Source organism: Pseudomonas sp. M47T1 (assembly GCF_000263855.1).
GTDB lineage: Bacteria > Pseudomonadota > Gammaproteobacteria > Pseudomonadales > Pseudomonadaceae > Aquipseudomonas.
On record NZ_AJWX01000001.1, the window covers coordinates 1 to 22,866 of the forward strand.

20 protein-coding genes and 1 tRNA gene are annotated in these 22,866 nt (G+C 61.2%); 16 read left to right on the forward strand and 5 right to left on the reverse strand.

Features of this window, described 5'->3' with window-relative positions:
* On the reverse strand, positions 1 to 99 hold a 99-nt coding region (locus tag PMM47T1_RS29495), incomplete at its 3' end, for an IS3 family transposase (protein WP_008364576.1).
* A gap of 415 nt (positions 100 to 514) precedes the next feature.
* Here PMM47T1_RS29495 and PMM47T1_RS00010 point away from each other — a divergent pair.
* The 4 genes from PMM47T1_RS00010 (at position 515) to PMM47T1_RS00025 (ending at position 4,398) form a co-directional block, all read left to right on the forward strand.
* Complete coding sequence (locus PMM47T1_RS00010; RefSeq protein WP_157212929.1) at positions 515 to 1,180, forward strand: tetratricopeptide repeat protein; 666 nt, start codon at positions 515 to 517, stop codon at positions 1,178 to 1,180.
* 7 nt (positions 1,181 to 1,187) lie between these two features.
* Positions 1,188 to 1,739 (forward strand): hypothetical protein, encoded by a 552-nt coding sequence (locus tag PMM47T1_RS00015; protein WP_157212930.1) that lies wholly within the window; start codon positions 1,188 to 1,190, stop codon positions 1,737 to 1,739.
* Positions 1,740 to 1,915: 176 nt separating this feature from the next.
* A complete protein-coding gene (locus PMM47T1_RS00020) occupies positions 1,916 to 2,809 on the forward strand; it encodes a tetratricopeptide repeat protein (protein ID WP_008364582.1) in 894 nt (297 codons plus the stop codon).
* Complete coding sequence (locus tag PMM47T1_RS00025; RefSeq protein WP_008364585.1) at positions 2,806 to 4,398, forward strand: tetratricopeptide repeat protein; 1,593 nt, start codon at positions 2,806 to 2,808, stop codon at positions 4,396 to 4,398. Before PMM47T1_RS00020 ends, PMM47T1_RS00025 begins: the two co-directional genes overlap by 4 nt.
* A 132-nt stretch (positions 4,399 to 4,530) precedes the next feature.
* Here PMM47T1_RS00025 and PMM47T1_RS00030 read toward each other — a convergent pair whose 3' ends face one another.
* Positions 4,531 to 4,956 carry a DUF2628 domain-containing protein gene (locus PMM47T1_RS00030; RefSeq protein ID WP_008364587.1) on the reverse strand — a complete coding sequence of 142 codons (426 nt, stop codon included), beginning with the start codon at positions 4,954 to 4,956 and terminating at the stop codon, positions 4,531 to 4,533.
* Between the two features lie 289 nt (positions 4,957 to 5,245).
* Here PMM47T1_RS00030 and PMM47T1_RS00035 point away from each other — a divergent pair, with 289 nt between their 5' ends.
* From PMM47T1_RS00035 to PMM47T1_RS00065, 7 genes are all read left to right on the forward strand, one after another.
* Positions 5,246 to 5,947: a DUF3053 domain-containing protein gene (locus PMM47T1_RS00035; protein WP_008364589.1), complete on the forward strand. Its 702-nt coding sequence runs from the start codon at positions 5,246 to 5,248 to the stop codon at positions 5,945 to 5,947.
* 43 nt (positions 5,948 to 5,990) lie between these two features.
* A complete protein-coding gene (locus PMM47T1_RS28580; RefSeq protein ID WP_008364590.1) occupies positions 5,991 to 6,521 on the forward strand; it encodes a hypothetical protein in 531 nt (176 codons plus the stop codon).
* A gap of 41 nt (positions 6,522 to 6,562) precedes the next feature.
* Positions 6,563 to 7,156 (forward strand): hypothetical protein, encoded by a 594-nt coding sequence (locus tag PMM47T1_RS00045; RefSeq protein ID WP_008364594.1) that lies wholly within the window; start codon positions 6,563 to 6,565, stop codon positions 7,154 to 7,156.
* A gap of 339 nt (positions 7,157 to 7,495) precedes the next feature.
* On the forward strand, positions 7,496 to 7,849 hold the full coding sequence (locus tag PMM47T1_RS00050; RefSeq protein WP_008364596.1) for a hypothetical protein: 354 nt from the start codon (positions 7,496 to 7,498) through the stop codon (positions 7,847 to 7,849).
* 166 nt (positions 7,850 to 8,015) lie between these two features.
* Positions 8,016 to 9,053: a hypothetical protein gene (locus PMM47T1_RS00055; protein ID WP_008364598.1), complete on the forward strand. Its 1,038-nt coding sequence runs from the start codon at positions 8,016 to 8,018 to the stop codon at positions 9,051 to 9,053.
* A 202-nt stretch (positions 9,054 to 9,255) separates the two neighbouring features.
* On the forward strand, positions 9,256 to 10,458 hold the full coding sequence (locus PMM47T1_RS00060) for a DUF3142 domain-containing protein (RefSeq protein WP_008364600.1): 1,203 nt from the start codon (positions 9,256 to 9,258) through the stop codon (positions 10,456 to 10,458).
* Positions 10,445 to 12,832 (forward strand): hypothetical protein, encoded by a 2,388-nt coding sequence (locus PMM47T1_RS00065; RefSeq protein ID WP_008364602.1) that lies wholly within the window; start codon positions 10,445 to 10,447, stop codon positions 12,830 to 12,832. Before PMM47T1_RS00060 ends, PMM47T1_RS00065 begins: the two co-directional genes overlap by 14 nt.
* Before the next feature lie 425 nt (positions 12,833 to 13,257).
* On the opposite strand, the gene PMM47T1_RS00070 is transcribed toward PMM47T1_RS00065, so the two are convergent.
* A tRNA-Arg gene (locus PMM47T1_RS00070) sits at positions 13,258 to 13,334 on the reverse strand.
* 348 nt (positions 13,335 to 13,682) lie between these two features.
* Here PMM47T1_RS00070 and gabD point away from each other — a divergent pair.
* From gabD to PMM47T1_RS00085, 3 genes are all read left to right on the forward strand, one after another.
* On the forward strand, positions 13,683 to 15,125 hold the full coding sequence (gene gabD, locus PMM47T1_RS00075; RefSeq protein WP_008364604.1) for an NADP-dependent succinate-semialdehyde dehydrogenase: 1,443 nt from the start codon (positions 13,683 to 13,685) through the stop codon (positions 15,123 to 15,125).
* Positions 15,126 to 15,306: 181 nt separating this feature from the next.
* Entirely contained in the window at positions 15,307 to 16,587 is a 1,281-nt protein-coding gene (gene gabT / locus PMM47T1_RS00080; protein ID WP_008364606.1) for a 4-aminobutyrate--2-oxoglutarate transaminase, read from the forward strand.
* A gap of 111 nt (positions 16,588 to 16,698) precedes the next feature.
* The gene (locus tag PMM47T1_RS00085; RefSeq protein ID WP_043300585.1) at positions 16,699 to 17,907 is read left to right on the forward strand and encodes a response regulator; all 1,209 of its coding nucleotides are present in this window, start codon (positions 16,699 to 16,701) and stop codon (positions 17,905 to 17,907) included.
* Positions 17,908 to 18,058: 151 nt separating this feature from the next.
* On the opposite strand, the gene PMM47T1_RS00090 is transcribed toward PMM47T1_RS00085, so the two are convergent.
* Both PMM47T1_RS00090 and desA read right to left on the reverse strand, forming a co-directional pair.
* A complete protein-coding gene (locus PMM47T1_RS00090) occupies positions 18,059 to 19,048 on the reverse strand; it encodes a GGDEF domain-containing protein (protein WP_043300609.1) in 990 nt (329 codons plus the stop codon).
* Positions 19,049 to 19,199: 151 nt separating this feature from the next.
* Positions 19,200 to 20,384: a delta-9 fatty acid desaturase DesA gene (gene desA / locus PMM47T1_RS00095; protein WP_008364611.1), complete on the reverse strand. Its 1,185-nt coding sequence runs from the start codon at positions 20,382 to 20,384 to the stop codon at positions 19,200 to 19,202.
* Positions 20,385 to 20,532: 148 nt separating this feature from the next.
* Between desA and dibA the strand changes: the two genes are divergently transcribed.
* Both dibA and oscA read left to right on the forward strand, forming a co-directional pair.
* Entirely contained in the window at positions 20,533 to 22,428 is a 1,896-nt protein-coding gene (gene dibA / locus PMM47T1_RS00100) for a phosphodiesterase DibA (RefSeq protein WP_043300586.1), read from the forward strand.
* Between the two features lie 222 nt (positions 22,429 to 22,650).
* Positions 22,651 to 22,833, forward strand: a complete 183-nt coding sequence (oscA, locus tag PMM47T1_RS00105) for a sulfur starvation response protein OscA (RefSeq protein ID WP_007945260.1) — start codon at positions 22,651 to 22,653, stop codon at positions 22,831 to 22,833.
* Positions 22,834 to 22,866: the final 33 nt, after the last annotated feature.

Consider the following 22,866-nt stretch of genomic DNA (forward strand, 5'->3'; position numbering starts at 1 on the left):
CGAACGGGCTGCTTCGGTATGGCTGTAGCCTTGGTCGAGCACCAGGCACGCCGCCTCGCGCTTGAACTCAGGGGTAAAGGTACGACGTTGCTTGGTCATCAGACACCTCTCTGTGGCGAGCATTCTCGCCTAAATGGGTGTCCGGTTTCATTAGACCACTACATTGCGGAAGGACGATAGGTGGGGGTGTCGAATCCATGGTGGGCTCAAATGCTTGAAAATTTTGTGTTGCCGGCGACGGTTTCTCTACGGATTTCAGGATGACAGATAACAGATGAAGGGCGGCGGAATGGCAAGGTTAGGCTTGAGTTTTCTGCTGATGAGCATGATCAGCTTGGCTCGTGCAGAGGACCACACTGTCGCACTGGACAGTCACGTGCATGGGCTGAATACCATCACCTTCTCTCGGTACCAGGCACCCGGCGGCCAAGGGGTCAGAGCTGCGCTGTCAGGCCCTGGTGGGGCGGCTTACCAGCTGTCTGGTAGATGTGAGCCGGAAGGCGGGGATCCTGACGTGTTGACCGCGTTCACCTTGAAGGAGCACGGGCAGACTGCTTTGGTTTACGTTTGTACATGGAGGGTGGATCATTCCGGGCTAGGGATCAAAGGCGTCGCTTACCGAGGCTTTGTTTATACAGAGACCAGTGACGGCAAGCTGCACGAAAACCCAGCGTTGGAAAACCTGTTTGCTGGGTACGAAGGATCGACGGAGGCGGGCGCCAGAGACTATTTTTTCTATGGGACGCATGATCTGCTGACACGCCGGGCTAGGGATTCGCTTTCCGGCACGGGCGATGAATCTTTGTCGACGGCCCACAGCGTCGTTTTGCAGCGGTTAGCGGATCTTGATTATGACGGTGTTACCGGCTACCTCACCGCAGATAGGCTAACCGCTTTGCTCCAGCGGGAGCCTTTGGGACGCACCAATGTTGTTTTTTATAATGATATTGGGTATGCGCTCGGCCAAGCAGGTGCGTTTTCCGCCAGTTATAAGCTTTTGAGTCAGGTGGAATCAGTTGTGCCGGATCGTATGGTATTAAAGCTGAATATTGCAGACGCGCTTTGGGGATTACAAGATAAGGAAAAGGCCAGGGATTATTACCGGCAGTATGTGCTTGAAATGACTGGCACGGGAAAAAGGCTGGAAATCCCCGGCGAAGTGCTGATTAGAGCTCAGTAGCCACGTTTTGGGGCTGGGTGATTTTACCGGAGATGGTTTTTCTTCCGAGCAGAGGGAATGTATGCAGGGAGTTTTGAATCGTTTGTGTTTGTTTTTCTGTGGCCTCCTGCCTGCCACTGTTTTGGCGGGCGCCGTTGATGTGTGCTCAGCGCCCGCGCAGAAAAGTTTTTTGTCATCGTGGATGGAGAACGGAAACACTCAGCAGGTCTTGTCGAGTTTGACGGATGCAGGGTGGCTGACAGAGGACGGTGGAGTCGTATATCAAGGTGATTTGAATGGCGATGGAAATGATGATGTGATTTTTGAGGTGTACGCGAGCGCGGGGTCAAGCAAGGAAACCATTCATGAAATTCTCATTCAGTGTAAGGGGTTTCTAGTCAACGTGGGTGGCGACTATTCTTCGGAGGTCTCTATTGGGAAGTTGGCCGCGCCGACTGGTTTCAAACCCATTACTGGCTATGTGTATGTGAAAAATAAGATCAATGGCGCTCCGCTTGATATGAAGCGTCAAACGCTGCAGATGTTGAACTTTAATCCCGCTACCAGAAAGTACGAATAACGCTAATCCGACATGGGCCAATGACGAAGCAGCGCTGTGCGCAGCTGACGAATCGATCTGTTCATTTGCCCGCCACACCGCAGTACTTATGCCCAAAGTGTCGGCGCATCGAGCACCCCCGGCCCCCGCCCTCCGTTATACTGCGCCCCCGCGACAAGGACTTCGTTGCCGTCATCATGACTTCCAGAATTGCTTTTGCCCTGCTTTTTATCTTCAACCTGGCGCCCGCTTTCGCCTCCAACCCACCCGACCAATTCCCTGCGACGATTACCGGCACAGCCGGGCACCGACTCGAGTTCAGCGAGTGGGACGAGCGCTTTGGCGGTTGGCGCAAGCTGGAGTTTCATGGCGCCGGTGCGCCGTTCCGGATGTACTTTCTTGCCGGGGCACCCGGTGACGCGAACGGCGGCACAGTGACTGAAACAGACACGGATTATTTGTCGCCAGACAAAAAAATCGTCCTGATCGAGCGCAAGGAATTCGGCCTGGTTTACCCGCCTGACGAGGCGCCAGTCAATTCCGAACAGAACTACTGCGACGCCGTTTCCATGGAGACGGGGTGCGTGCTGGCTAGCGAATCCAGCAACCAGTGCGACGGCCAGTGGGAAGGAAACCGTTGGAAGGTACGAAATGGCGGCATCTGGAAGTTTGATGGCGAGTACCGCTCGCCAGCGAAATTCGCCGCGCGGGCCCGCACCTATGCCGCGGATAATAGGCGGCTGCAAAGCACGATGGATTTACTGTCCACAGGCGTCGGCTCGTACATGGCCTGCTTCCCCCCTGAAAACAACGTGGCCGCCTACAACGACATCGGTTTCTACCTCGCCCAGGGTGGCCAACATGCCACCGCGCTGGAAATTTATCAGCGGTTGTCCGTCATCGCCCCTGACCGTGTGCCGTTGAAACTGAACATCGCCGACTCGTATTGGGCGGTGGGGCAACAAGGCTTGGCCAAGCGGTTTTACGCCGACTATCGCCAGGCAATGACGCGCAAAGGTGACGCTGGTCGAATCCCTGCCAGGGTCGTCGAACGCCTGGCGGGCGTCGAGGCAGGCGAGCACACGCCATGAGTCGGCTGATCCCCCTGCTTTTGGCGGCCTGCATGGTCACCAGCGCCCACGCCGACAGCGCCTCGAGCACCAGCACCTACACCTACCAGCAGCACGCCGAAACCGACGAGTTGTCACGGCTGACCGTCATCCGCACCGCCACAGGCCAAAGCAGTTCCGGGTTGTTTGCATTCGGTGACGGTGGGCTGGGGCCAGGTTACTTCCCTGACAGCTTCACCTTGATGCTCGACTTCCATGTGCACTTGGCCCAGCAGACTGAATACAGCTTTCGCTGGAACCCGCAGGCGGGCGATTGGGTGCTGTACCGGATCGCCCGTTGGGAAGAGCCGTGGCGTGAACAGGTGCCTGCGGTGCCACATTCAGGCTCGGCCCCACAGCACGTTAACGTCGCCCGTATCGCCTGTTGCACCCGGCTTGCCGACTTCAACACCAACGTCGCCACCCCGCAGAAAATGAGTGCCGCGCAACAGCGTGCCGACATTCTGCGTGACGTCGACACGATACGGGAGGCGCTCAAGCAAGGGGCGTCCAGCGCGCTGTTCTCCCGGCAGGATAACGTTCACGGTCCCGTGACTTTCCCCATGCTTCATGAGTTGGAGGGCGTGCTGGATGACAGCAATGTCCGGGTGCTAAACGACTACGCGTTTTACCTCACCGCCAACGGCAACGCAGGTGCCGCGCGGGTATTGCTGGAAGCCATCCACCGGCGCTACCCGCAGCGGGTTGTGGCCACGCTGAACCTGGCGGATGCCTATTGGGCCACCGGCGAAAAAGCCGCGGCCTGCCCGTTGTATCAGGCCTATGTGGGGCAGATGCAGGCCAGCGGCCGGGCGGCGAAGATTCCGGCCGAGGCATTGCAACGCGCCCAATGCCCGCGTGCAGTCACCATACAAAGCCCGGTTGCCAGCCGCGTCGGCCAGTACTTGTCGATGCCTGATGGCGCCTTGCAAGCGTCCTGGGCCGGAGGTGAGGCACTGGTCAAGGATGTGCTCGGCACACAGGGCGAGAATACCCGCACGCTGGTCAGGTTCAACGGCCGTGCGGCGCTGCACTATGACGCTGTCGCTTCGGGGCACCCCTACGAAGCGTATTTCACGCTGGGTCACGGTCACGCCGGGGTGGTGGTCGATTGTATCTACGCCTCCATCCGCGATGGCATGACGGGTGCGCTGATTGCCAAGGCGGTGTGCGGGCTCGATGCGCCACTGAACGCTGGTTATCCCGACCTGCTGTCAGCGTTCGAGGATCAGTGGCGGCAGCAACTTCAACCTGGTGCCTTTTCAGGGTTTGCCAACGAGCCGGGCAAGCCGATTAGTGTGGTCGATGCGCACCTTGGCGGGGTTGATGTGACACGGGTGTATGCCTCGATGGGTGAACTCACCACCCAATGGCCGGAGACCCGCGCAATTGCTGGCGGGCGCAGCCGCAGTCTGGGCCACGAGCCGATCTATATCGTGCATGACCGAGCGGCGCCCACCACGGCGGTGGCCGTTGAAGTGGCCAGTGGTGATGAGAGCGAGCCGTTCCGGCGCATGGATGGCGATGCGTTGTCGGAGTGGCTGAAGTCCACTACGAGTGCCGGTGATTAGGCGACTATTAGCCATAACAGTTGCTGGAAGCGGGGCACTTGCGGAGCTGTTCTGCCTGTCACTTGGCTGGCACCGTATTCAAGGAAAAGAGCAGTGCAACACCGCACTGCTCGGTTTCGCGTTTACCTGGTGTCAGATCCAGCGCATCCCTTCGAACGGATTCCAGCTTTGCGAACCCTTCACCTTCTTCAGGTAATAGGCGTAGTTGGCAGTAAAACCATACGTCAGCCCGAACGCAATATTGAGCCCATTATCCAGCCACTTCGGCATGTCATGCCCCATGGCATAGAAAGCGAAGTTAATGCCAATCGTGGTACCCAGGACGATGGCAATCAACGTCAGGTTTTTCTTCCACAAGCCCAGCACGAAGAAATAGATCAGACCAAAGAACACAGCAATGATGTTGATGTTGATCAATATCCGTTTGCCCTTGGGCAGTGCCTTGAACGCTTCCTTGAAGCCTGGACTGCTGGGCCCACCGTGTTGCTCGAAGAACGCAAAGCGCTCTTGCCATTTCGGGCTTACGTCGGGGGTGTGCAGTTGCTCGGTAGTGCTCATATTCCACTCCTTGTGGATTTTTCTGATCGAACCATTCGACCGGAGGTGGCGCGGTGCCGCGGTTTAATGCGCACGGCCCGTCAATGCAGGCACGCAACGCTGTAGTGCGTGCGTGGTAGAGAATTCAGCGGGCGCGAAGTTTGAGAGTTTTGAATTGGATCCGCAAGCGCCGTAACACTACAAGCCCGCTGGCCCCGGCATTTGGCGGTGACGTTGAGACGCGATAAGCTTGCGCCCCCGCAGCAGAGCCCCCTGCCACGGCCCCGTTTTTCTCTGGAGATTCTTCGACATGAATGTCACGTTCCGCCCCCACTGGTTACTCGCCCTTGCACTTCCCCTTGCCCTGATCGCCTGCGGCAGCAGCGAGCCCGATCAGCGCGCGGCTTTCAAACAATTCCTGCAGACGCGCGTCGTCGACAAGCCCGGCGTTCGGGTCCCGCATCCTACGGCGGATGAATCGAAGTCCTTCGGCGACTACGCGGCGCAGTACGCCGTGATCACCGACTTCAGTAGCGAAATGGACGCCAGCATCAAGCCCCTTGGCAACCTCGTCCAGAAAACGGCGGTGCGCTCCTTGAACGATGTGATTGCACACCGTGATGACCTCAAGACGGTGCAAAGTGGTTTGAACGATATGGGCGCGCAGCTCAAGCAGTCACAGGCCAAGGCTGACGGTGCCCATACCCAGCTCAAGCAGCCGGAGGATTTGAAGGTGGTGTACGACAAGGCCTACGACAAGGTGGTCAGTGTGCCGGCCACTACCTTCCTGCAGGTGCTGCCACAAATCAACGCGGCCATGGACAGTACCTTGAAGGTGGCGGATTACCTTGATGCCCATAAGGCTCAGATCGAGATCAATGGCCCCGTGGTCAAGGTCCAGGACCCCAAGGTGCAAGCGGAGTTGAACACCCTGCTTCAAGACTTGAACACACAGGCCAAGAACGTTCAGCAGGCCCAGTCGCGCATGCAGGCAGTAATGCTTGGGCGTTGATGCCTGGCCCCGCCACTCCACGACAAGGAATAGTCCAGCCGCCATGCGCCTGCAAACTCTCGAGCGTTTGACCTACACCCTGCTTGCCACGCTATGCCTGTCAGCGGCGGCAAACGCCTCCACCCCACCGTCCAACCTTTGCCTCGACAGCGTCGCCCTGTTCCAGTGTGATACCGCCAGCGGCAAACAGATCGCGCTGTGCGGCAGCTACGATGCCGCCGGCGAGCTCTCGGGTTTGCAATACCGCTATGGTCGCGGCCCCCAGCCAGAGCTGGTCTACCCCGCGCAGCTCAAAGACTCGCTGGCCAAATTCAAGAGCAACCATTATTTCCGTTACCAGACGGATTATTCCCAGATCAGCTTCACCAGCGGGTCCTACGCCTACTCCGTCTACAGCAACTACGACGGTGAAGGCTCGCCGGGCAATCCCAGGACAGCAGGGGTAACGGTAGTGAGCCAGGCAGGTGCACCTGTGGCGGACATTGCCTGCAAGGCTATTGGCAAGGATACCCTCCAGGCGCTTACCGACAAGGTTGCCTGCGATGCAGACCAGGCCTTGGGGTGTAGCCAGTGAGCGTGTACGGGACGGTTGTTCAAAGGGCTTGCGCATCGCTCATGGCGTTGCTGCAACCCGAGTTGCGTGAAGGGCGCGTGGTGGTGGCCCATAAAGTGCTACGCGCTCAAACTCGAAAAATTGGGCCTATTGGGCTCGCAGTCCTTGGGATCGTGACCTGCACGCTGCTGGGTACTCAGGCGTTTGCGGCCACAGGTGAGAAAGCCCTCGCATTCAAGGACTACCCCGTTGCCATCGACCGCACCATAACCAACCACCCCTACGTCGCCACCCAGCCTGACAGCCCAGGAGTGCAGGCAACTCGACGCGCCATGGCCCTGCAGCGGCCCAACCTCGCGGGGCACTATGTAGCCTACGGTGTGGGCTGCGGTGGTGGTGCCATGTGTGGGGAGGTCATCGATGTGCTCAACGGCAAAGTCGTGGCGAGTTTCCCAGACGCTTATCTGGCGGCAGTGGAGGACGAGCAGCAGAGCTTCGACTTCACCACCCGCGCAGACAGTCGAATGATCATCGTTGGTGGTATAGGCCAAGGCGGAGAGGTTGATGAGCACGGCCGCCACCTGCCGGATGGGTTTTACACCCGTTACTACGAGTTCGATGGCCATGTGATGAAGCTCATTCGTCTTGAAAAATAACACGGCGCGTCGAACTGTCTGGCAGATGGGGGCCACCATCCCGTGGGACCGGGCGAAGCTCGGGAAGGGGCCCGTCAGGCCATCCGCGGCACCCCCCTTCCCGAGCTGACGCCCGGTCCCACAAGAATGGGTTCAATTTGAAGTGATGCGCCCGACTGAACGTTTGCCCAAAACCATGGAGTCTCCCTCAGTCTGCATCCCCAACAAGACAGCCGCTGGTACTGGCCTGGCATCGAAGCCACCTGGCAACGGCTGCTACCGCTGGTAGACCAGGCTCGCCTGGCCGGCGCATCGGCGTGGTCCAGACTAATTGATGGCTGGCACCTGCAGGAAGAAACGATGACAGATACCTGGAAAAAACTGCAGCCGTTAAGGGTTGCAAACGGCTGGACGATCAGCCTGAATAATTTTTATGACGTGCAGCCAACGCCTGAAACCATGACGTGGTTCTACGCTTCGTCTCTATTGAGAGGGCATAGCCTGGAGGCGCGGCTTGCGTTCGAGTGTGTATACGAGCCTGAGGGGGATCCGGAAGGTGAGTTCATCGTCAGCTTCGATAGTTTGACCGAGCCGCCCATGGGGGGCATGCCTGAGCTTGATCAAGACCTCGGAAGCATTAGAACCAGAAGTAAAGATCGGGTTTGTGAGGCGGTTGAATATTTTATGTTTGAGAGAAAAATTTTACCGGACTAGCCGGCGCTATCGACGAATCTCATGTTTCAGCGTGGCCAGTGCATTCTGAAAATGACCGACTCGGCCGATGGCTTGCGTAGTGTAATATTTTCGGCCGCACGCTGCCGCGTAGCCGCTGCCGCAGGCTGCGCTGGCCCTCGGTGGCGTGAACAGATAAGGATATCCATTGAAAATCGCCTCATGCCTGAAGAGGCTGTGCCTGGCGCTGCCATGGGCAAGCGCATTGCCACTGGCCGCACACGCCACACCTGCGCAAACCCAATGCCCGTCCCAGGATTTCAACCGGTTCCTGTCCGCTTTTTCCAGCGATGTGTCTCTGCAATCCGCTTTCCAACAACACTTCGTCCGCAAGCTCACTTTGCGCAAGTCGGCGGCCAACGAGTGGGTTCCCTACCAGCCCATGGTGGATTCGCGCGCCCTGCATTTCCCGCTGATGAGGCCTGCAGACGTATCGTTTGCGGCGGTCGACGTTACCCCGGATGGCAAGTCGGCAACCTACACCGACAAGCGCGCCGGCCTCGGTAATATCAAGGTTTACACCTTCAAGCACACTAACAGTTGCTGGCTGCTGTCAGGTATCGAGGACTGGTCCGTGCGTGACGACCAACTGTCGCTGTCCGGCTCGCCTGGCCTATCGGTTGTCGAGCAGCGTTGCATGGCGAGAGCGGGGGTGTATGGCGGGTTGGGTGGCCCCGAGCGTTACCCGTTGACCGCCGAGTTTTATCAGGCCTCGATGGACTACCTGGTTTGCGCGGCAGCCTCCGGTGACCCGCAAATCAGTCTCAGCGCTGCAGGCCTTGGGCTGTCAGGTATGGCCGCGTTCCCCGGCTACGGCAAAACGGAACAGCTGTTTTTGGCTGGGGTAAAAGGTATCCCTGACGCGGCCGTTGGGCTCGCTGAGTTCTACTGTGATGGAGGGGACGCCTCCTACACTGGCGCGTGCCTGGCACCGGACAAGGCCCAGGCGGCGCTGCTGAATTCGGCGAACACCGGCAGTGCGGGCAGCCTGCTGGCGCTCGGGGAGGCTTACCAGACAGGCAAAATATTCCCCAAGGATTTGCCTAGGGCGCTGGCTTGCTCCCGGGCCGCTTTGACGGCGGGTGATACTGATGCGCAACGGGCCATTGATTGGCTGCTGGGCCAAGGCGTGAAGCAGGACGAGGCGTTGAAATGCCTTCCCGCGCAGGCTACGGGAACAAGCTGATGCTCGAGCCCCAGAAGTTTTTCATGGTCATCGGTACTGGCATGATCAGGTAGCGGCTGCCGCAGGCTGCGCTGGCCCTGGAGTCCACTAAAGATCTCCAGCTTAGACAAGGGCCAGCGCAGCCTGTCGGCAGCGGCTGACCTTGCCAGCGGCGCATGGGGTAAACTCCCCACCCCGCGACACGGAATTCGCCTCCCCTCATATGCCCCTATCCCTCGTCCGCCTGGCCCTGGCCACACTGCTGCTGACCATCGCCCAAGATTGCTCACGCCCACCCGTGGTGCTGCCCAACGACGCCTATATCTGGCAACGCCAGTGGACGCCCGCGCTAGTGGCTGCCGTGCAGTCCAACACCGACATCATCAGCCACTGGCGCGTGCTGGCGGCGCAGGCCGATGCCAACGGGCAGTGGCAAACCACGGCACCGGACTGGGCTGCACTGAAGGCCAGCGGCAAACCGATCATCGCCGTCATACGCATCGACGGCCAGCTCGCCAGATTCGATGAAAAGGTCCTGCTGCAACAAGTCGAAAGTACCCTGCAGCCATGGCGCGCCAGCGGCGTCCCCCTGGCCGGGATAGAAATCGACCACGACTGCGCCACCGCCCGGCTCCCTGCCTACGCGCACTGGCTGGCCAGCCTGCGTGCCACTCTGCAAGGCAACGAACATCTGTCGATCACGGCCTTGCCTACCTGGCTGAACAGCAACGCTTTGGACGCCGTACTGGCCCAGGTCGACGAAGCGGTGCTTCAGGTGCACGCCGTGCAGAACCCCAGGGTTGGGCTGTTCGACCCGCAAGCAGCGCGCACCTGGCTCGACACTTTCGCCGCTCATATGCACAAACCCTGGCGCGTGGCGTTGCCCGCTTATGGCAGCCGCGTGGCCTGGGACCGTGACGGCCGTGTGGTCAGCATCGAGAGCGAGCGCGCCATGTTGGTCACCGGCATGGAGGCCCACGAGCTGATGGCCGACCCGCAAAACCTTCAGGATTTCACTCGCCAGCTTGCCGCCGACCCGCCCCGGGGCCTGGCCGGCATCGTCTGGTTTCGTCTGCCCACCGAGCAGGATTCCCGCGCCTGGAGCCCGGCAACCTGGCGGGCGGTGCTGACGCATGCGCCGATTGATCCGGTCATCTCCGCGCAGCTGCGCAGCACCGACGACCCGCAGTTGTTCGATTTGGTGCTGGCCAATACCGGTGTGGGCGACGGCACGCCGCCGGCCACGATAAAAGTCTCAGGGCGTTGCGCAGCAGCGGACGCCATCAATGGTTATTTCATGGAGCGCAATGCCGATGGGTTGGTGTTCCAGGCGCGCGAACCCGGGCTGCTTCGGCCCGGCAGGCAGCGCCCCATCGGCTGGCTTCGTTGTGAACAAGGAAAGGAATCGCTGCATGTGGAATCGTAAAAAGCTGGCGGCGGTCATCGCCGTCGCCCTGTCGACCGGCACCGTGGCGGTGATGGCCTGCGGGCCGTTCTTTGCGCTGCAGGTGCTGGATGATCGTGCGCAGGCGTTGGTGTCGCCGCCGGGCAATTCGTTCGCCTTCGAGGCGGCGCATTGGATTACACCTGCGGACGCGCTCAAGGCGAATGAACGCGACAACAACCCCTATGGCGAACCCGTCACCCCGGACAAGCCTGATCAGGCTTCGTTGCCCGCAGCGCAATGGGCCGCCCTGCAAGCGATGCGTCAGGCCGACAGCGATGGCGGCGCGTACGCCTTGGGCAGCACGCTGCCGCCTGCCTTGCGGCTGTACACCACCGGCGCGGTGGATCTGAAGGCGGCGCAACGCTGTGCGGCAGAGGCGCAAGGTTGCGTGGATGAATTGCAGGCCCTGGCCGCGCAGCGTTTCCAGGCGGTGCTGGACCTGCCTGCGGAGCAGGGCGCGGCCCGTTCGGTGTGGGCAGCGTATGCACTGGGCCGGTTGCACGCCGAGCGTGGCGAGCAAAGCGCCGCAGCGCAGGCCTTCAGGCAGGCCCGAACCCTGGCACTGGCCGGGGCTTCCGACCCTTGGGGCCTGGCCGTCAGTAGCTACGGCGAAGAGGCCAGGCTGTACCTGGTAAACGCCCAGCAACGCTGCGATTACACCGACTTCACCAATGGCACTGAATGCCCCAACCGGATCACACCCGCGAACCTGCAGCGCGCCATCGCGCTGTATGCCGAGCAGGCCGCGCGTGGCTCGGACATCGGCCAGCAGTCGTTGCGCATCCTCGCCGAATGGTTGCTCAGCGATGGCGATACCGCAGCGTCGGTGATTGATGATCCGCTTAGCCAACGGCTGCTGGTGGCCTACGCCATCGGGCGAGCCAGTGATGTGCTGGGTGAAAATGCCGACACCCCCGCCGACTACACCAGCAATGCTGTGCTGAAGACGCTGGTCGAGGCGATCCGCAAAAAAGATCTACAGCAAGTGCAAGGCGCCGACCGCCTGGCCGCGCTGGCCTACCGCGTGGGTGACTACGGCATGGCCCAGGCGCTGGTCGACAAACAGTCCAGCGCCCTGGCCGGCTGGGTACGAGCCAAGCTGGCTTTGCGCCAAGGCAACACGGCCGCCGCCGCGCAGGCCTATGCCCAGGCATCCCAGTCGTTCCCCAGGCTCGACAGCAGTGTGGAGCCGGTGGTGGGCGCGCAGATCAAGGGCGAGCAGGGCGTGCTGACGCTGTCGCGTGGCGACTACGTGCAGGCGCTGGATCAGTTCTACAGGGCGGCGCAGATCGCGGCCGGTGGCAGCCAATACAGCGGCGGTGATTACTACGGCGACATGGCCTACGTGGCCGAGCGCGTGCTGACCGTCGATGAACTCAAGGCTTACGTCGACCAGCATGTGCCTGCATCCGCGGTCCCGGCAACGCCCGCCGGTTTCAAGGATTTCAGCCCGCAGGAATTTTCTGCGTGGAGTACGCAGAACGGCTACCCCCGCTTTACCCAGGGTGACCGCTTGCGTTCACTGTTGGCTCGCCGCCTGGTGCGGGAAGGGCGTATCCAGCAGGCGCTGTCTTACTTCCCCGAGGATAGCGACCCGCGCAACGTGGACACCAGCTATGACCAGACAACCGAAAAGCCTTACCGGGTGACCGCTACCGCTCGTGGCTGGGCCAAGGCCTACGGCGCCGCGCTGGACGATGCCCAGCACGCCTGGCGCGACACCACCCGCGCCCGTGCCTGGTATGCGGCCGCCACGCTGGCGCGGCAGCACGGCATGGAGATCATGGGCTACGAACAGGCCCCGGACTTCGCTGAGTTCGGCGGCGCCTACACCTATGGCGCCGGCCGCTACAGTTATCCTCGCAACGGTGCCGACGGCAAGCCGCTGCCCCGTGACACCGCCGAGCAGCGTGCCCTTTCCGACCTGCCAGGCCCGCTGGTCACCGACGGCGAGCGCCAACGCTATGCCGCTACCGAGCCGCAGCCACAGCGCTTCCACTACCGCTACGTAGCCGTAGAGCAGGCCCTGAAGGCGGCGGACAACGTGCCTGCACGCTCCCAAGCCTTTGCGGCAGTGCTGTGCCAGGCCACGCACTTCGTGCAGAACGACCAGGAACGAGCGGAGAAGGTGTACCTGCGCTACGTCAAAGAAGGCGCAGCTGTGGCCTTTGCCGAGGACTTCGGCCACCAGTGCGTGGAGCCTGACTTCGATGCGGCGGCGCGTTTCCCGTATGTGCATGCGTGGCGGGATGCGCGGTCGTGGTTGCGGCAGTATCGCTATGCCGTGATCGCTGTATTGGTGCTCGGTTGTGCGGGGCTGGTTGCCTGGCGAGTTCGGCGCAGGAAGGCGTGAGATGAAGTTGTTAAAGGGAACACAGGCGCCCAACTGATCCAAAGCGGGCAAACAAGGCTGGCACGTTGCAATAGATGTAGCAGCAACTGTCTTCATGTGGGAGCGGGCTCTGCCCGCGAAGAGGACGCCGTGGTAGTTCAGATACTTCGCGGTGTTCTTTTCGCGGGTAGAACCCGCTCCCACAGGTGGGGGGTGGTGTCAGGATGAATAGCGGTGCCTGCATCGCGACCAAGGTCGGCTCCCACACTGTCCGTGGTAGGAGCCGGCCTTGGCCGCGACGCAGCCTGGCGGCAGCTGCTACAGGTGTGGGAGCTGGCTTGCCAGCGAGCTGTTGAGGCCCGAAAAGTTCGCTGGCAGTAATTGTTTCTAAGCCCGGTCAACGCAAAAAGCCCCGGGGTGCTAACCCCGGGGCTTTTTCTTTTATATGGCGCACTTGGCGGGATTCGAACCCACGACCCCTGCCTTCGGAGGGCAGTACTCTATCCAGCTGAGCTACAAGTGCAAGCGGGCGCCATGATACCCATCTCGGGGGTGGGCGTCTATTGCGCTGATATGTGGACGATTTCGCACGGTGGGTGGTCCAACCCTTGCGCCAGTCAGAAAATGTTGCCGTTGGGGGGAATTTTGTTCTTTTTTCCGAACAGCCTATTGTCCTTTACCCCCATTGCTCCTAGGATTCGTTTGAGATTTCAAACGCTCCCTGCGTGGGGGCTTTGCGGCGTGGGTAAAAACCCAGGCGCAAACACGATACGCCCGGTTACTGAATTCCTGACGGCAGTTCCCCATGGAACGCCCTTTCCAATAATCAACAATCGCTCCGTGTGCGCACGGTGCTGTTAAGGAAGCCGACATGCAGCTTAAAGACGCTCAGTTGTTCCGCCAGCAAGCCTACCTCGACGGTGTATGGGCTGACGCGGACAACGGCCAGACCATCAAGGTCAACAACCCGGCCACGGGAGAGATCCTGGGTACCGTGCCAAAGATGGGCGCCGCTGAAACCCGCCGCGCCATCGAAGCCGCCGACAAGGCGCTGCCGGCCTGGCGTGCACTGACCGCCAAGGAGCGCTCCAACAAGCTGCGCCGCTGGTTCGAACTGATGATCGAAAACCAGGATGACCTGGCCCGCCTGATGACCCTGGAACAAGGCAAGCCATTGGCCGAAGCCAAGGGCGAAATCGGCTACGCCGCCTCGTTCATCGAGTGGTTCGCCGAAGAAGCCAAGCGCGTCTACGGTGACACCATCCCTGGCCATCAGCCAGACAAGCGCCTGATCGTGATCAAGCAGCCCATCGGCGTGACTGCGGCCATCACCCCGTGGAACTTCCCGGCGGCCATGATCACCCGTAAAGCCGGCCCGGCCCTGGCCGCTGGCTGCACCATGGTGCTCAAGCCTGCTTCGCAAACCCCATACTCGGCCCTGGCCCTGGCGGAACTTGCCGAGCGCGCCGGCATTCCGAAAGGCGTGTTCAGTGTGGTTACCGGCAGCGCCGGCGACATCGGCAGCGAGCTGACCGGCAACCCGATCGTGCGCAAACTGTCGTTCACCGGCTCCACCGAAATTGGTCGCCAACTGATGGCCGAGTGCGCCAAGGACATCAAGAAAGTCTCGCTGGAGCTGGGTGGCAACGCCCCGTTCATCGTGTTCGACGACGCAGACCTGGACAAGGCCGTCGAAGGCGCGATCATCTCCAAGTACCGCAACAACGGTCAGACCTGCGTCTGCGCCAACCGCATCTACGTGCAGGACGGCGTGTACGACGCCTTCGCCGAGAAGCTGAAAGTCGCGGTGAACAAGCTGAAGATCGGCAACGGTCTGGAAGAAGGCACCACCACCGGCCCGCTGATCGACGAAAAAGCCGTGGCCAAGGTCAAGGAACACATCGCCGATGCCCTGAGCAAAGGCGCCACCGTGCTGACCGGCGGCAACGCCATGGAAGGCAACTTCTTCGAGCCGACCGTACTGGTCAACGTGCCGAAGAACGCCGCCGTGGCCAAGGAAGAAACCTTCGGCCCGCTGGCGCCACTGTTCCGCTTCAAAGACGAAGCCGAAGTGATCGCCATGTCCAACGACACCGAATTCGGCCTGGCCTCGTACTTCTACGCCCGTGACATGAGCCGTGTGTTCCGTGTTGCCGAAGCGCTGGAGTACGGCATGGTGGGCATCAACACCGGCCTGATCTCCAACGAAGTGGCGCCGTTCGGCGGCATCAAGGCCTCGGGCCTGGGCCGTGAAGGCTCCAAGTACGGCATCGAAGATTACCTGGAAATCAAATACCTCTGCATTTCGATCTGATCCGCAGCGGTATTGCAGCCGCCGGGGCGCGAGAGCGACGTTCCGGCGGCTTTATGTAGCACTCAAACCCTTTTTGGTAGCCGGGAGGCCGCGACAGTCGATCATCGTATGCTGTCGCCGTTGACCCCCGCTGCTTGATCCTTGAACCACGCCGCCCGATGAGCGGCGAATGAGGAAAACCATGAGCAAGACAAACGAATCCTTGATGCAACGCCGCCAGGCAGCCGTTCCACGTGGCGTTGGTCAAATCCACCCGATCTTCGCCGACTCGGCGAAGAACGCTACCGTTACCGACGTTGAAGGTCGTGAGTTCATCGACTTCGCGGGCGGTATCGCGGTACTGAACACCGGTCACGTGCACCCGAAAGTCATCGCTGCCGTTGAAGCCCAACTGCACAAACTGACACACACCTGCTTCCAGGTACTGGCCTACGAGCCGTACGTTGAAGTGTGCGAAAAGATCAACGCGCGCGTGCCAGGCGACTTCGACAAGAAGACCCTGCTGGTGACCACCGGCTCCGAAGCCGTTGAAAACGCCATCAAGATCGCCCGTGCCGCCACCGGCCGTGCCGGCGTGATCGCCTTCACCGGCGCCTACCACGGCCGCACCATGATGACCCTGGGCCTGACCGGTAAAGTCGTGCCTTACTCGGCCGGCATGGGCCTGATGCCAGGCGGCGTGTTCCGCGCCCTGTACCCGTGCGAACTGCACGGCATCAGCGTTGACGATTCCATTGCCAGCATCGAGCGCGTATTCAAGAACGATGCCGAGCCGCGTGATATCGCTGCCATCATTCTGGAACCTGTTCAGGGCGAAGGCGGTTTCTACGTCGCGCCGAAAGAGTTCATGAAGCGCCTGCGTGCCCTGTGCGACCAGCACGGCATCCTGCTGATCGCCGACGAAGTACAGACCGGCGCTGGCCGTACCGGTACTTTCTTCGCCATGGAACAGATGGGCGTCGCGCCTGACCTGACCACCTTCGCCAAATCCATCGCTGGCGGCTTCCCGCTGGCCGGTGTGTGCGGCAAGGCCGAGTACATGGACGCCATCGCTCCAGGCGGCCTGGGCGGCACCTACGCCGGTAGCCCGATCGCCTGCGCCGCGGCCCTGGCCGTAATGGAAGTGTTCGAAGAAGAAAACCTGCTGGACCGCAGCAAGGCAGTGGGCGAGCGCCTGGTAACGGGCCTGAAGGCCATCCAGGCCAAGCACCCGATCATCGGTGACGTGCGTGCCTTGGGCGCCATGATCGCTGTCGAAGTGTTCGAAGGCGCCGACAACCACAAGCCAAACGCCGCGGCCGTGGCCTCGGTGGTTGCCAAAGCTCGCGACAAGGGCTTGATCCTGCTGTCGTGCGGTACCTACGGCAACGTCCTGCGCATCCTGGTTCCGCTGACCGCGCCAGACGAGCAGCTGGACAAGGGCCTGGCCATCATCGAGGCGTGCTTCGCCGAACTGGCGTAAGTGTGACGCGATGAACAAAAAACCCGCTTCGGCGGGTTTTTTTTGCGTTGAACAAAGGCGTGGGGCGTAATGTCTGGATAACCTGTAGGCAATGCCTTCGGAGTGAAAGCCATGAGTGCGCAGGATAGCCCGGCAATTCCACGGGTATTGATTGCCGAAGCCGACCCCTGGACCCGGGACCTGCTGATACAAATGCTGTTGAGCGTGCGCTGCGATGCGCAGCTCGACGTGTGTACCGATGGCCAGGACGCCATTCGGTTGCTGCAACGCAGCCCCGACCTTGTGATTGCCGCGCGCGAACTGCCGGGGGGCGATGGCCTGGACCTGCTGCGCACTGTGCGCCAGAAAGGCTCGCGCCGCACCATCCCCTTCATTCTCATCAGCGACCGCAGCGACGTCGCCAGCGTGCGCGAAGCCGTGCCCTTGAGCCCTACCGCCTACCTCACCAAACCGTTGAACCTGGACTCCCTCAAGGAGCGCCTGCACACCTTGCTGCTGGAGGTTGGCCAGGAAGTGGTGTGCGAGATCCCGGCGCTGACGGCGGGCATGCGCCTGGAGCCTTTTCTGGAAGAACGCCGCCAGCATTCCGATGGCGGCCCGCTGATGGCCGATGTGCAGGTCGCCATCAAGCGCGCCCTGAATCCCCACGGCCTCAACCTGCGACAGTTGGAGGAAGAAGTCCGCGCCGACCCGCAGATCACCGCTGTGCTGATTGCCGCCGCCAATAGCGCTGCCCACCACCGCGATGCCCCGGTGCAGACGTTATTGCAGGCCTTGCAGAAACTGGGTGCGACCCAAAGCATGAACCTGATTCTAGGGTTGGCCCTCAAGCGCAGTGCGCGGCTCTCGGACCCGGGCTTGTCACGCCATGCCGAGCGCTTCTGGAGCCATTCGCTGCACGCAGCGGAATACGCGCGCACCCTGGCACGCAACCTGGACGTGGACCAGGAGCGCTGCTATTGCGCCGGCTTGCTGCATTGCCTGGGTGACTTGGCGCTGCTGCGCGCCCTGCAGGAATGGCAGTTGGCCGGTGGCGCGCTGGAGGAGGGACAGGTGGAAAAAGCCCTTGGCGAATTTGGCGCGGCGTTCGGTTCGGCGCTGCGAACGCGCTGGCGATTGCCGTTGGAGTTGCGCGAGTTGATTGCGGCGATCTACCACCTGGGCGGCGGCGTATACGGCCGCGACACGCTGGCCATGAACCTGGCGGGCCAGTTGGCCCGGTTGGAGCCTGGGGAAAGCCTTGAGCCGATTGCCAATGGCAAGACCGCGAGGTTACTGAAAATGACCTTGCCCGAACTCACCCGCCTGCGCCGTAACTGACCCGAGCTGTGTGCCACCGGATGGTGCTTCACACGATGGGAGCGGGTTCTACCCGCGAAGCAGCCGCCACGGTGTTCCTGTTGAAACGGGAGACCTTCTTCGCGGGCAGACCCCGCACCCACAGAAGACGTGCGCAGTAAAAAAAGCCGTGTCAGCCCATCACAATCTGGTTCTTGCCTTGGCGCTTTGCCTGGTACATCGCGGCATCGGCGCGGGCGAACAGGTTGTCCAGCAACTCATCGTCCTCGTTCAATCCGGTAAGGCCCTGGCTGACGGTAACGCCGTACACCTGGCCGTTGTGGTTGAAGCTCAGGCGCTGAATTTCCCGTTGCAGGCGTTCGGCAATCTGCTGGGCCACTTCCGGGCTGCAGCCGGGGAATACCGCAGCGAATTCCTCGCCACCAATACGCCCGAACAGGTCGCCGCGGCGCAGTACTGCGCGTCCGGCTTCGGCAATGCGTTGCAGCACGATGTCGCCTTCCTGGTGACCATAGGTGTCGTTGATTACCTTGAAGTCATCGATGTCCAGCAACAGGAAAGCAATGTTCGAGCCTTGCAGGCGGGCATGTTCGAACTCGCGGTGAGCGCATTCGAAGAAGTGTCGGCGGTTGCTGCTTTGAGTCAGCACATCGGTGGTGGCCAGGCGCTGCAGTTCGCCTTCCAGGTGCTTCTTTTCGGTGATGTCCTCGGCAATGCCCACCACAATCACCCGTTGGTCCGGGCTGACCTGCTGGCTGATGAAACACTTGTCGCTGAGCCAGCGAATCTGCCCGTCGGCGGCGATGATGCGGTACTCGCGGTCTTCCACCGCGCCTTTTTCCAGCACCTCGGCCAGGCTGCGCTCGGCGTAGTCCAGGTCGTCGGGGTAGATGCTGTCACGCCATTCGTTGTAGTCAGCCAGCAACAAACCGGCGGAGCGGCCAAAAATGCGCTCATAGGCCGGGCTGACGTAGATCATGCGCTGGGCTTCCCAGTCGAAGGCCCACAACACCGCATTGACGCTGACCAGCAACGAACTGAACAGCTGTTCGCGTTCGCTCAACCGCGCCACTTCGCCCTGGGCATGCATCAGCGCCAGCAGCGTCTCGGCCGCGGCAGGCATCTGGGGGTAGGGCGACGACTGCGGTTGTTTGTTGACCATCATCACGAAATCTCGAATGTCACGGTGGGGCCGAGCACTGACGTATGGACGCGTCAGGTCCCGCCGCGTTGGCGATCATTCGTGAGATTAATTTTTCGTAATGAAGTTCCGATCGGCACGCCTTTGGCAGGAGGCGTGCCGATGGACGGTGTCAGGCGAGGGCAGGGCGCAGGGAGTAGGTCTTGAGTTGCGTGGCGAAGTCACGCAGCGACTGGATGCCACTGGCTTCGGCTTCGTGCACCCAGTCTTTCATGGCGGCCAGCATGTCGTGGCCGTTGGAGCTGGTGCGGGCCCAGATCTGTTGCAGCGCCAGGCGTTTCTCGTAGATCACCTTCAGCGCCTGGCTGTGCTCCAGCATGGTCTGGATGTGCAGGTGATGGCGGTCGTCCAGCAGGCTGGTTTCGCGTGACAACAGGCGCTTGGCGCGGCGGAACTGATGGCGAACCGAGGCGTCCACCCGCGCCAGCTCCTGGGTCACCAAGGGCGCGATCACCAGCTTGCGATACTGGGCCATGATCTGGAACCGGTTGTTGAGGATCGCCATGGCGGTGTCCATGTCCAGGTGGCCCTTGCCCTCCACCCGGTGGGCGATGGGCGCAACGCGCTGGACCTTGGCCAGGCGCATGAACGAGAGGATGCGTATCCACATCCAGCCCATGTCGAACTCCCACTTGCGTACCGACAGCTTCGCCGAGTTGGGGTACGTGTGGTGGTTGTTGTGCAGTTCTTCACCGCCAATGATGATGCCCCACGGCACCAGGTTGGTGGCGGCGTCACGGCATTCGAAGTTGCGGTAGCCCACCGCGTGGCCCAGGCCGTTGACCACGCCGGCGGCCCAGAAGGGAATCCACATCATCTGGATGGCCCAGATGGTCAGGCCGATGGCGCCGAAGCAGGCCAGGTTGATGCCCAGCATCAGGAGCACGCCCAGCAGGCGATAGCGCGAGTACAGGTTGCGCTCGATCCAGTCCTCGGGGCAGTTCTTGCCATAGATGCGCAGGGTCTCGGCGTTCTGCGCCTCGGCGCGGTACAGCTCGGCGCCGCGGCTCAATACCGTGCCCAGGCCCTTGATCACGGGGCTGTGCGGGTCGTCCACGGTTTCGCATTTGGCGTGGTGCTTGCGGTGGATGGCGGTCCACTCGCGGGTGTTCTGCGCCGTGGTCAGCCACAGCCAGAAACGGAAAAAGTGCTTGAGCCCGCCGTTGAGTTCCAGCGAACGGTGGGAGGAATAGCGGTGAAGGTAGATAGTGACACTGACAATCGTCACATGGGTCATCAACAGGGTGACTGCCACCAGTTGCCAGGCTGACAGGTCAAGAAAACCGTTGTACCACATAGGCTGTTGGGCCCTCGTCCAGGAAAAAGTAACAACATGTCGCATTATCGGCATGCTGGCAGATAAAACCAGTCCGGGTTTTAGATAAGAGTGGCTGAATGTTTCTGTTTTATAATCCCGATCTTTTAGTGTGGGCTTAGCCGACTATATGCCTGGTTCTTCTCGCGGCGCCTTGCGGGCCGCCTTGCTCTACCTGTTGGCCTCAGCTATCTGGCTGATCATGATTGGTCAAATATTGAGCAGCCTTTTCGATGATTCAGCGCAATCGTTGCGTTGGCAGCTGATCAACGGTTACGCCTGGGTGTTGGCCACGGCAGTGCTGATATTCCTGGCGCGGGCCCGCGTGTTGCGCTGTTTCGGCCTGGGGGACCAGGGTCGCATTGAGCGCGAACGTCTGCGTATGGCGGCCGCGGTGTTCGACAGCACCCTGGAAGGGGTACTGGTGACCAACCGGCTGGGCAACATCGTGCACGTCAACCGCGCGTTCATGGACATCACCGGTTACCACGAGGACGAAGTGCTGGGCCACAACCCCAGCAAGTTCAAGTCCGGGCGCCATGGTAGCGATTTCTACCGGCAAATGTTCCACAGCCTGGACCAGGACGGGCGCTGGAGCGGGGAAATCTGGAACCGTCGCAAGAGCGGCGAAATATACCCCCAGTGGCAGACCATCCGCGCCATCTATAGCGATGCCGGGCACATGACCCATTACGTGGCCGTGTTTTCCGACATCAGCGCCATCAAGCACTCGGAGCTTGAGCGCGCGCACCTCACCCAGCACGACCCCCTCACCGACCTGCCCAACCGCCTGCTGTTTCACGACCGCGCGCAACAGACCCTGGCCGCCGCCCAGGCCAACAAGCGCGGCTGCGCCTTGCTGTTGCTGGACCTGGATCATTTCCAGAGCATCAACGACAGCCTGGGTCACACCATTGGCGATCAGTTGCTCAAGGCCGTGGTCACGCGCCTGCAGGGCCTGCTGGGCAGTGGCGTGACCCTGGCGCGCATGGGCGGCGACGAATTCGCCGTGTTGCTGGAAGACTCGCCCCAGGCAGCCCATGCGGCAACGCTGGCCCAGGCCATCATCGACGGCCTCAAGCAGCCCTTCCTGCTCGAAGGGCACACGTTGTTCATCAGCGCCAGCATTGGCATCAGCCTGTTCCCCAGCGACGCCCTGGGTGCCGAACAACTGCTGCGCAATGCCGACTCGGCGCTGTTCAAGGCCAAGGGCAACGGCCGCGGCGGTTATGCGTTGTACACCGAGGAGCTCACGGCGCATGCCCAGCAGCGGGTGGAAATGACCGCCGAACTGCGCCGTGCCTTGGCCCAGGAAGAGCTGCGGGTGTACTACCAGCCGGTGCACGACCTGGCCAGCGGCCAGCTGGTGGGCGTGGAAGCGCTGGTACGCTGGATGCATCCCGAGCGTGGGCTTGTGCCGCCAGGCGAGTTCGTTCCCATCGCCGAGCGCAGCGGCTTGATTGCCGAAATCGACGCCTGGGTCATGGCCCAGGCCTGCCGGCAGATGTGCGATTGGCAAGCCCAGGGCCGCGAGTTGGACTTTATTGCAGTGAACGTGTCGAGCCGCCTGTTTGGCCGCCTGGACCTGTACCAGCAAGTGGCGCGCATACTGGCCGACACCGGCCTGGACCCGGCGCGGCTGGAGCTGGAAGTGACCGAAAGCGCGGTGATGGAAGACCCGGATTCTGCGCTGGAGCAGATGCACCGGTTGCGCGAGTTGGGCCTGCGCCTGTCCATCGACGATTTTGGCACCGGCTATTCCTCGCTGCTGCGCCTCAAGCGCCTGCCGGTGCAGAAACTCAAAATCGACCAGGGCTTCGTCGCTGGCCTGCCGCTGGACGAAGACGATGCCGCCATCGTGCGGGTGATCATCGCCCTGGGACGCAGCATGGGCATGCAGATCCATGCCGAGGGCATCGAGCAGCCGGAACAGGCGCAGTTCCTGGTGCAACAGCAATGCGAACTGGGCCAGGGCTACTGGTTCGGCCGCCCGATGCCGGCCTCTGACCTCTTCCCCCGAGGCTGACGCAGCCCGTGTAGCCGCTGCCGAAGGCAGCGCTGGCCCTTTAGTACACTGGAGATGTGCTGCCAGGCATCGGGCCAGCGCAGCCTGGCGGCAGCGGCTACAAGATGTGGAACATCCTGATTTGGATTTTGGTTATATGGGCATTCTTAAATAGTATTTTTAAGTATAACCCCGCCTATCTACTATGGCGCTCAAGGCAACTCTCACCCAAGGAGCATGATCATGAGCGCATCTCTGCGTAGCGTCGACGGTCAGGACGAAGCAACCATTCTGCGCGAAATCCAGAGCGCGCTGCGTGACCTGCGCTTTGGCGCGGTGGAAATCACGGTGCACAACGCCCAAGTGGTGCAAATCGAGCGGAAAGAAAAATTCCGCCTGCAGAACCCCAGCAACAAACCCAGCTGACCGGTTCTGCCACAAGAAAAGCCAACATAATAA

Bases quoted from the DNA above. Each gene is read 5' to 3' on its own strand.
- PMM47T1_RS00045 (WP_008364594.1), top strand. From the start codon at position 6,563: ATGGCGTTGCTGCAACCCGAGTTGCGTGAAGGGCGCGTGGTGGTGGCC.
- PMM47T1_RS00065 (WP_008364602.1), top strand. From the start codon at position 10,445: ATGTGGAATCGTAAAAAGCTGGCGGCGGTCATCGCCGTCGCCCTGTCG.
- gabT (WP_008364606.1), top strand. From the start codon at position 15,307: ATGAGCAAGACAAACGAATCCTTGATGCAACGCCGCCAGGCAGCCGTT.
- desA (WP_008364611.1), bottom strand. From the start codon at position 20,384: ATGTGGTACAACGGTTTTCTTGACCTGTCAGCCTGGCAACTGGTGGCA.
- PMM47T1_RS00020 (WP_008364582.1), top strand. From the start codon at position 1,916: ATGACTTCCAGAATTGCTTTTGCCCTGCTTTTTATCTTCAACCTGGCG.
- PMM47T1_RS00025 (WP_008364585.1), top strand. From the start codon at position 2,806: ATGAGTCGGCTGATCCCCCTGCTTTTGGCGGCCTGCATGGTCACCAGC.
- PMM47T1_RS00035 (WP_008364589.1), top strand. From the start codon at position 5,246: ATGAATGTCACGTTCCGCCCCCACTGGTTACTCGCCCTTGCACTTCCC.
- PMM47T1_RS28580 (WP_008364590.1), top strand. From the start codon at position 5,991: ATGCGCCTGCAAACTCTCGAGCGTTTGACCTACACCCTGCTTGCCACG.
- PMM47T1_RS00085 (WP_043300585.1), top strand. From the start codon at position 16,699: ATGAGTGCGCAGGATAGCCCGGCAATTCCACGGGTATTGATTGCCGAA.
- PMM47T1_RS00060 (WP_008364600.1), top strand. From the start codon at position 9,256: ATGCCCCTATCCCTCGTCCGCCTGGCCCTGGCCACACTGCTGCTGACC.
- gabD (WP_008364604.1), top strand. From the start codon at position 13,683: ATGCAGCTTAAAGACGCTCAGTTGTTCCGCCAGCAAGCCTACCTCGAC.
- PMM47T1_RS00050 (WP_008364596.1), top strand. From the start codon at position 7,496: ATGACAGATACCTGGAAAAAACTGCAGCCGTTAAGGGTTGCAAACGGC.
- dibA (WP_043300586.1), top strand. From the start codon at position 20,533: ATGCCTGGTTCTTCTCGCGGCGCCTTGCGGGCCGCCTTGCTCTACCTG.
- oscA (WP_007945260.1), top strand. From the start codon at position 22,651: ATGAGCGCATCTCTGCGTAGCGTCGACGGTCAGGACGAAGCAACCATT.
- PMM47T1_RS00030 (WP_008364587.1), bottom strand. From the start codon at position 4,956: ATGAGCACTACCGAGCAACTGCACACCCCCGACGTAAGCCCGAAATGG.
- PMM47T1_RS00090 (WP_043300609.1), bottom strand. From the start codon at position 19,048: ATGGTCAACAAACAACCGCAGTCGTCGCCCTACCCCCAGATGCCTGCC.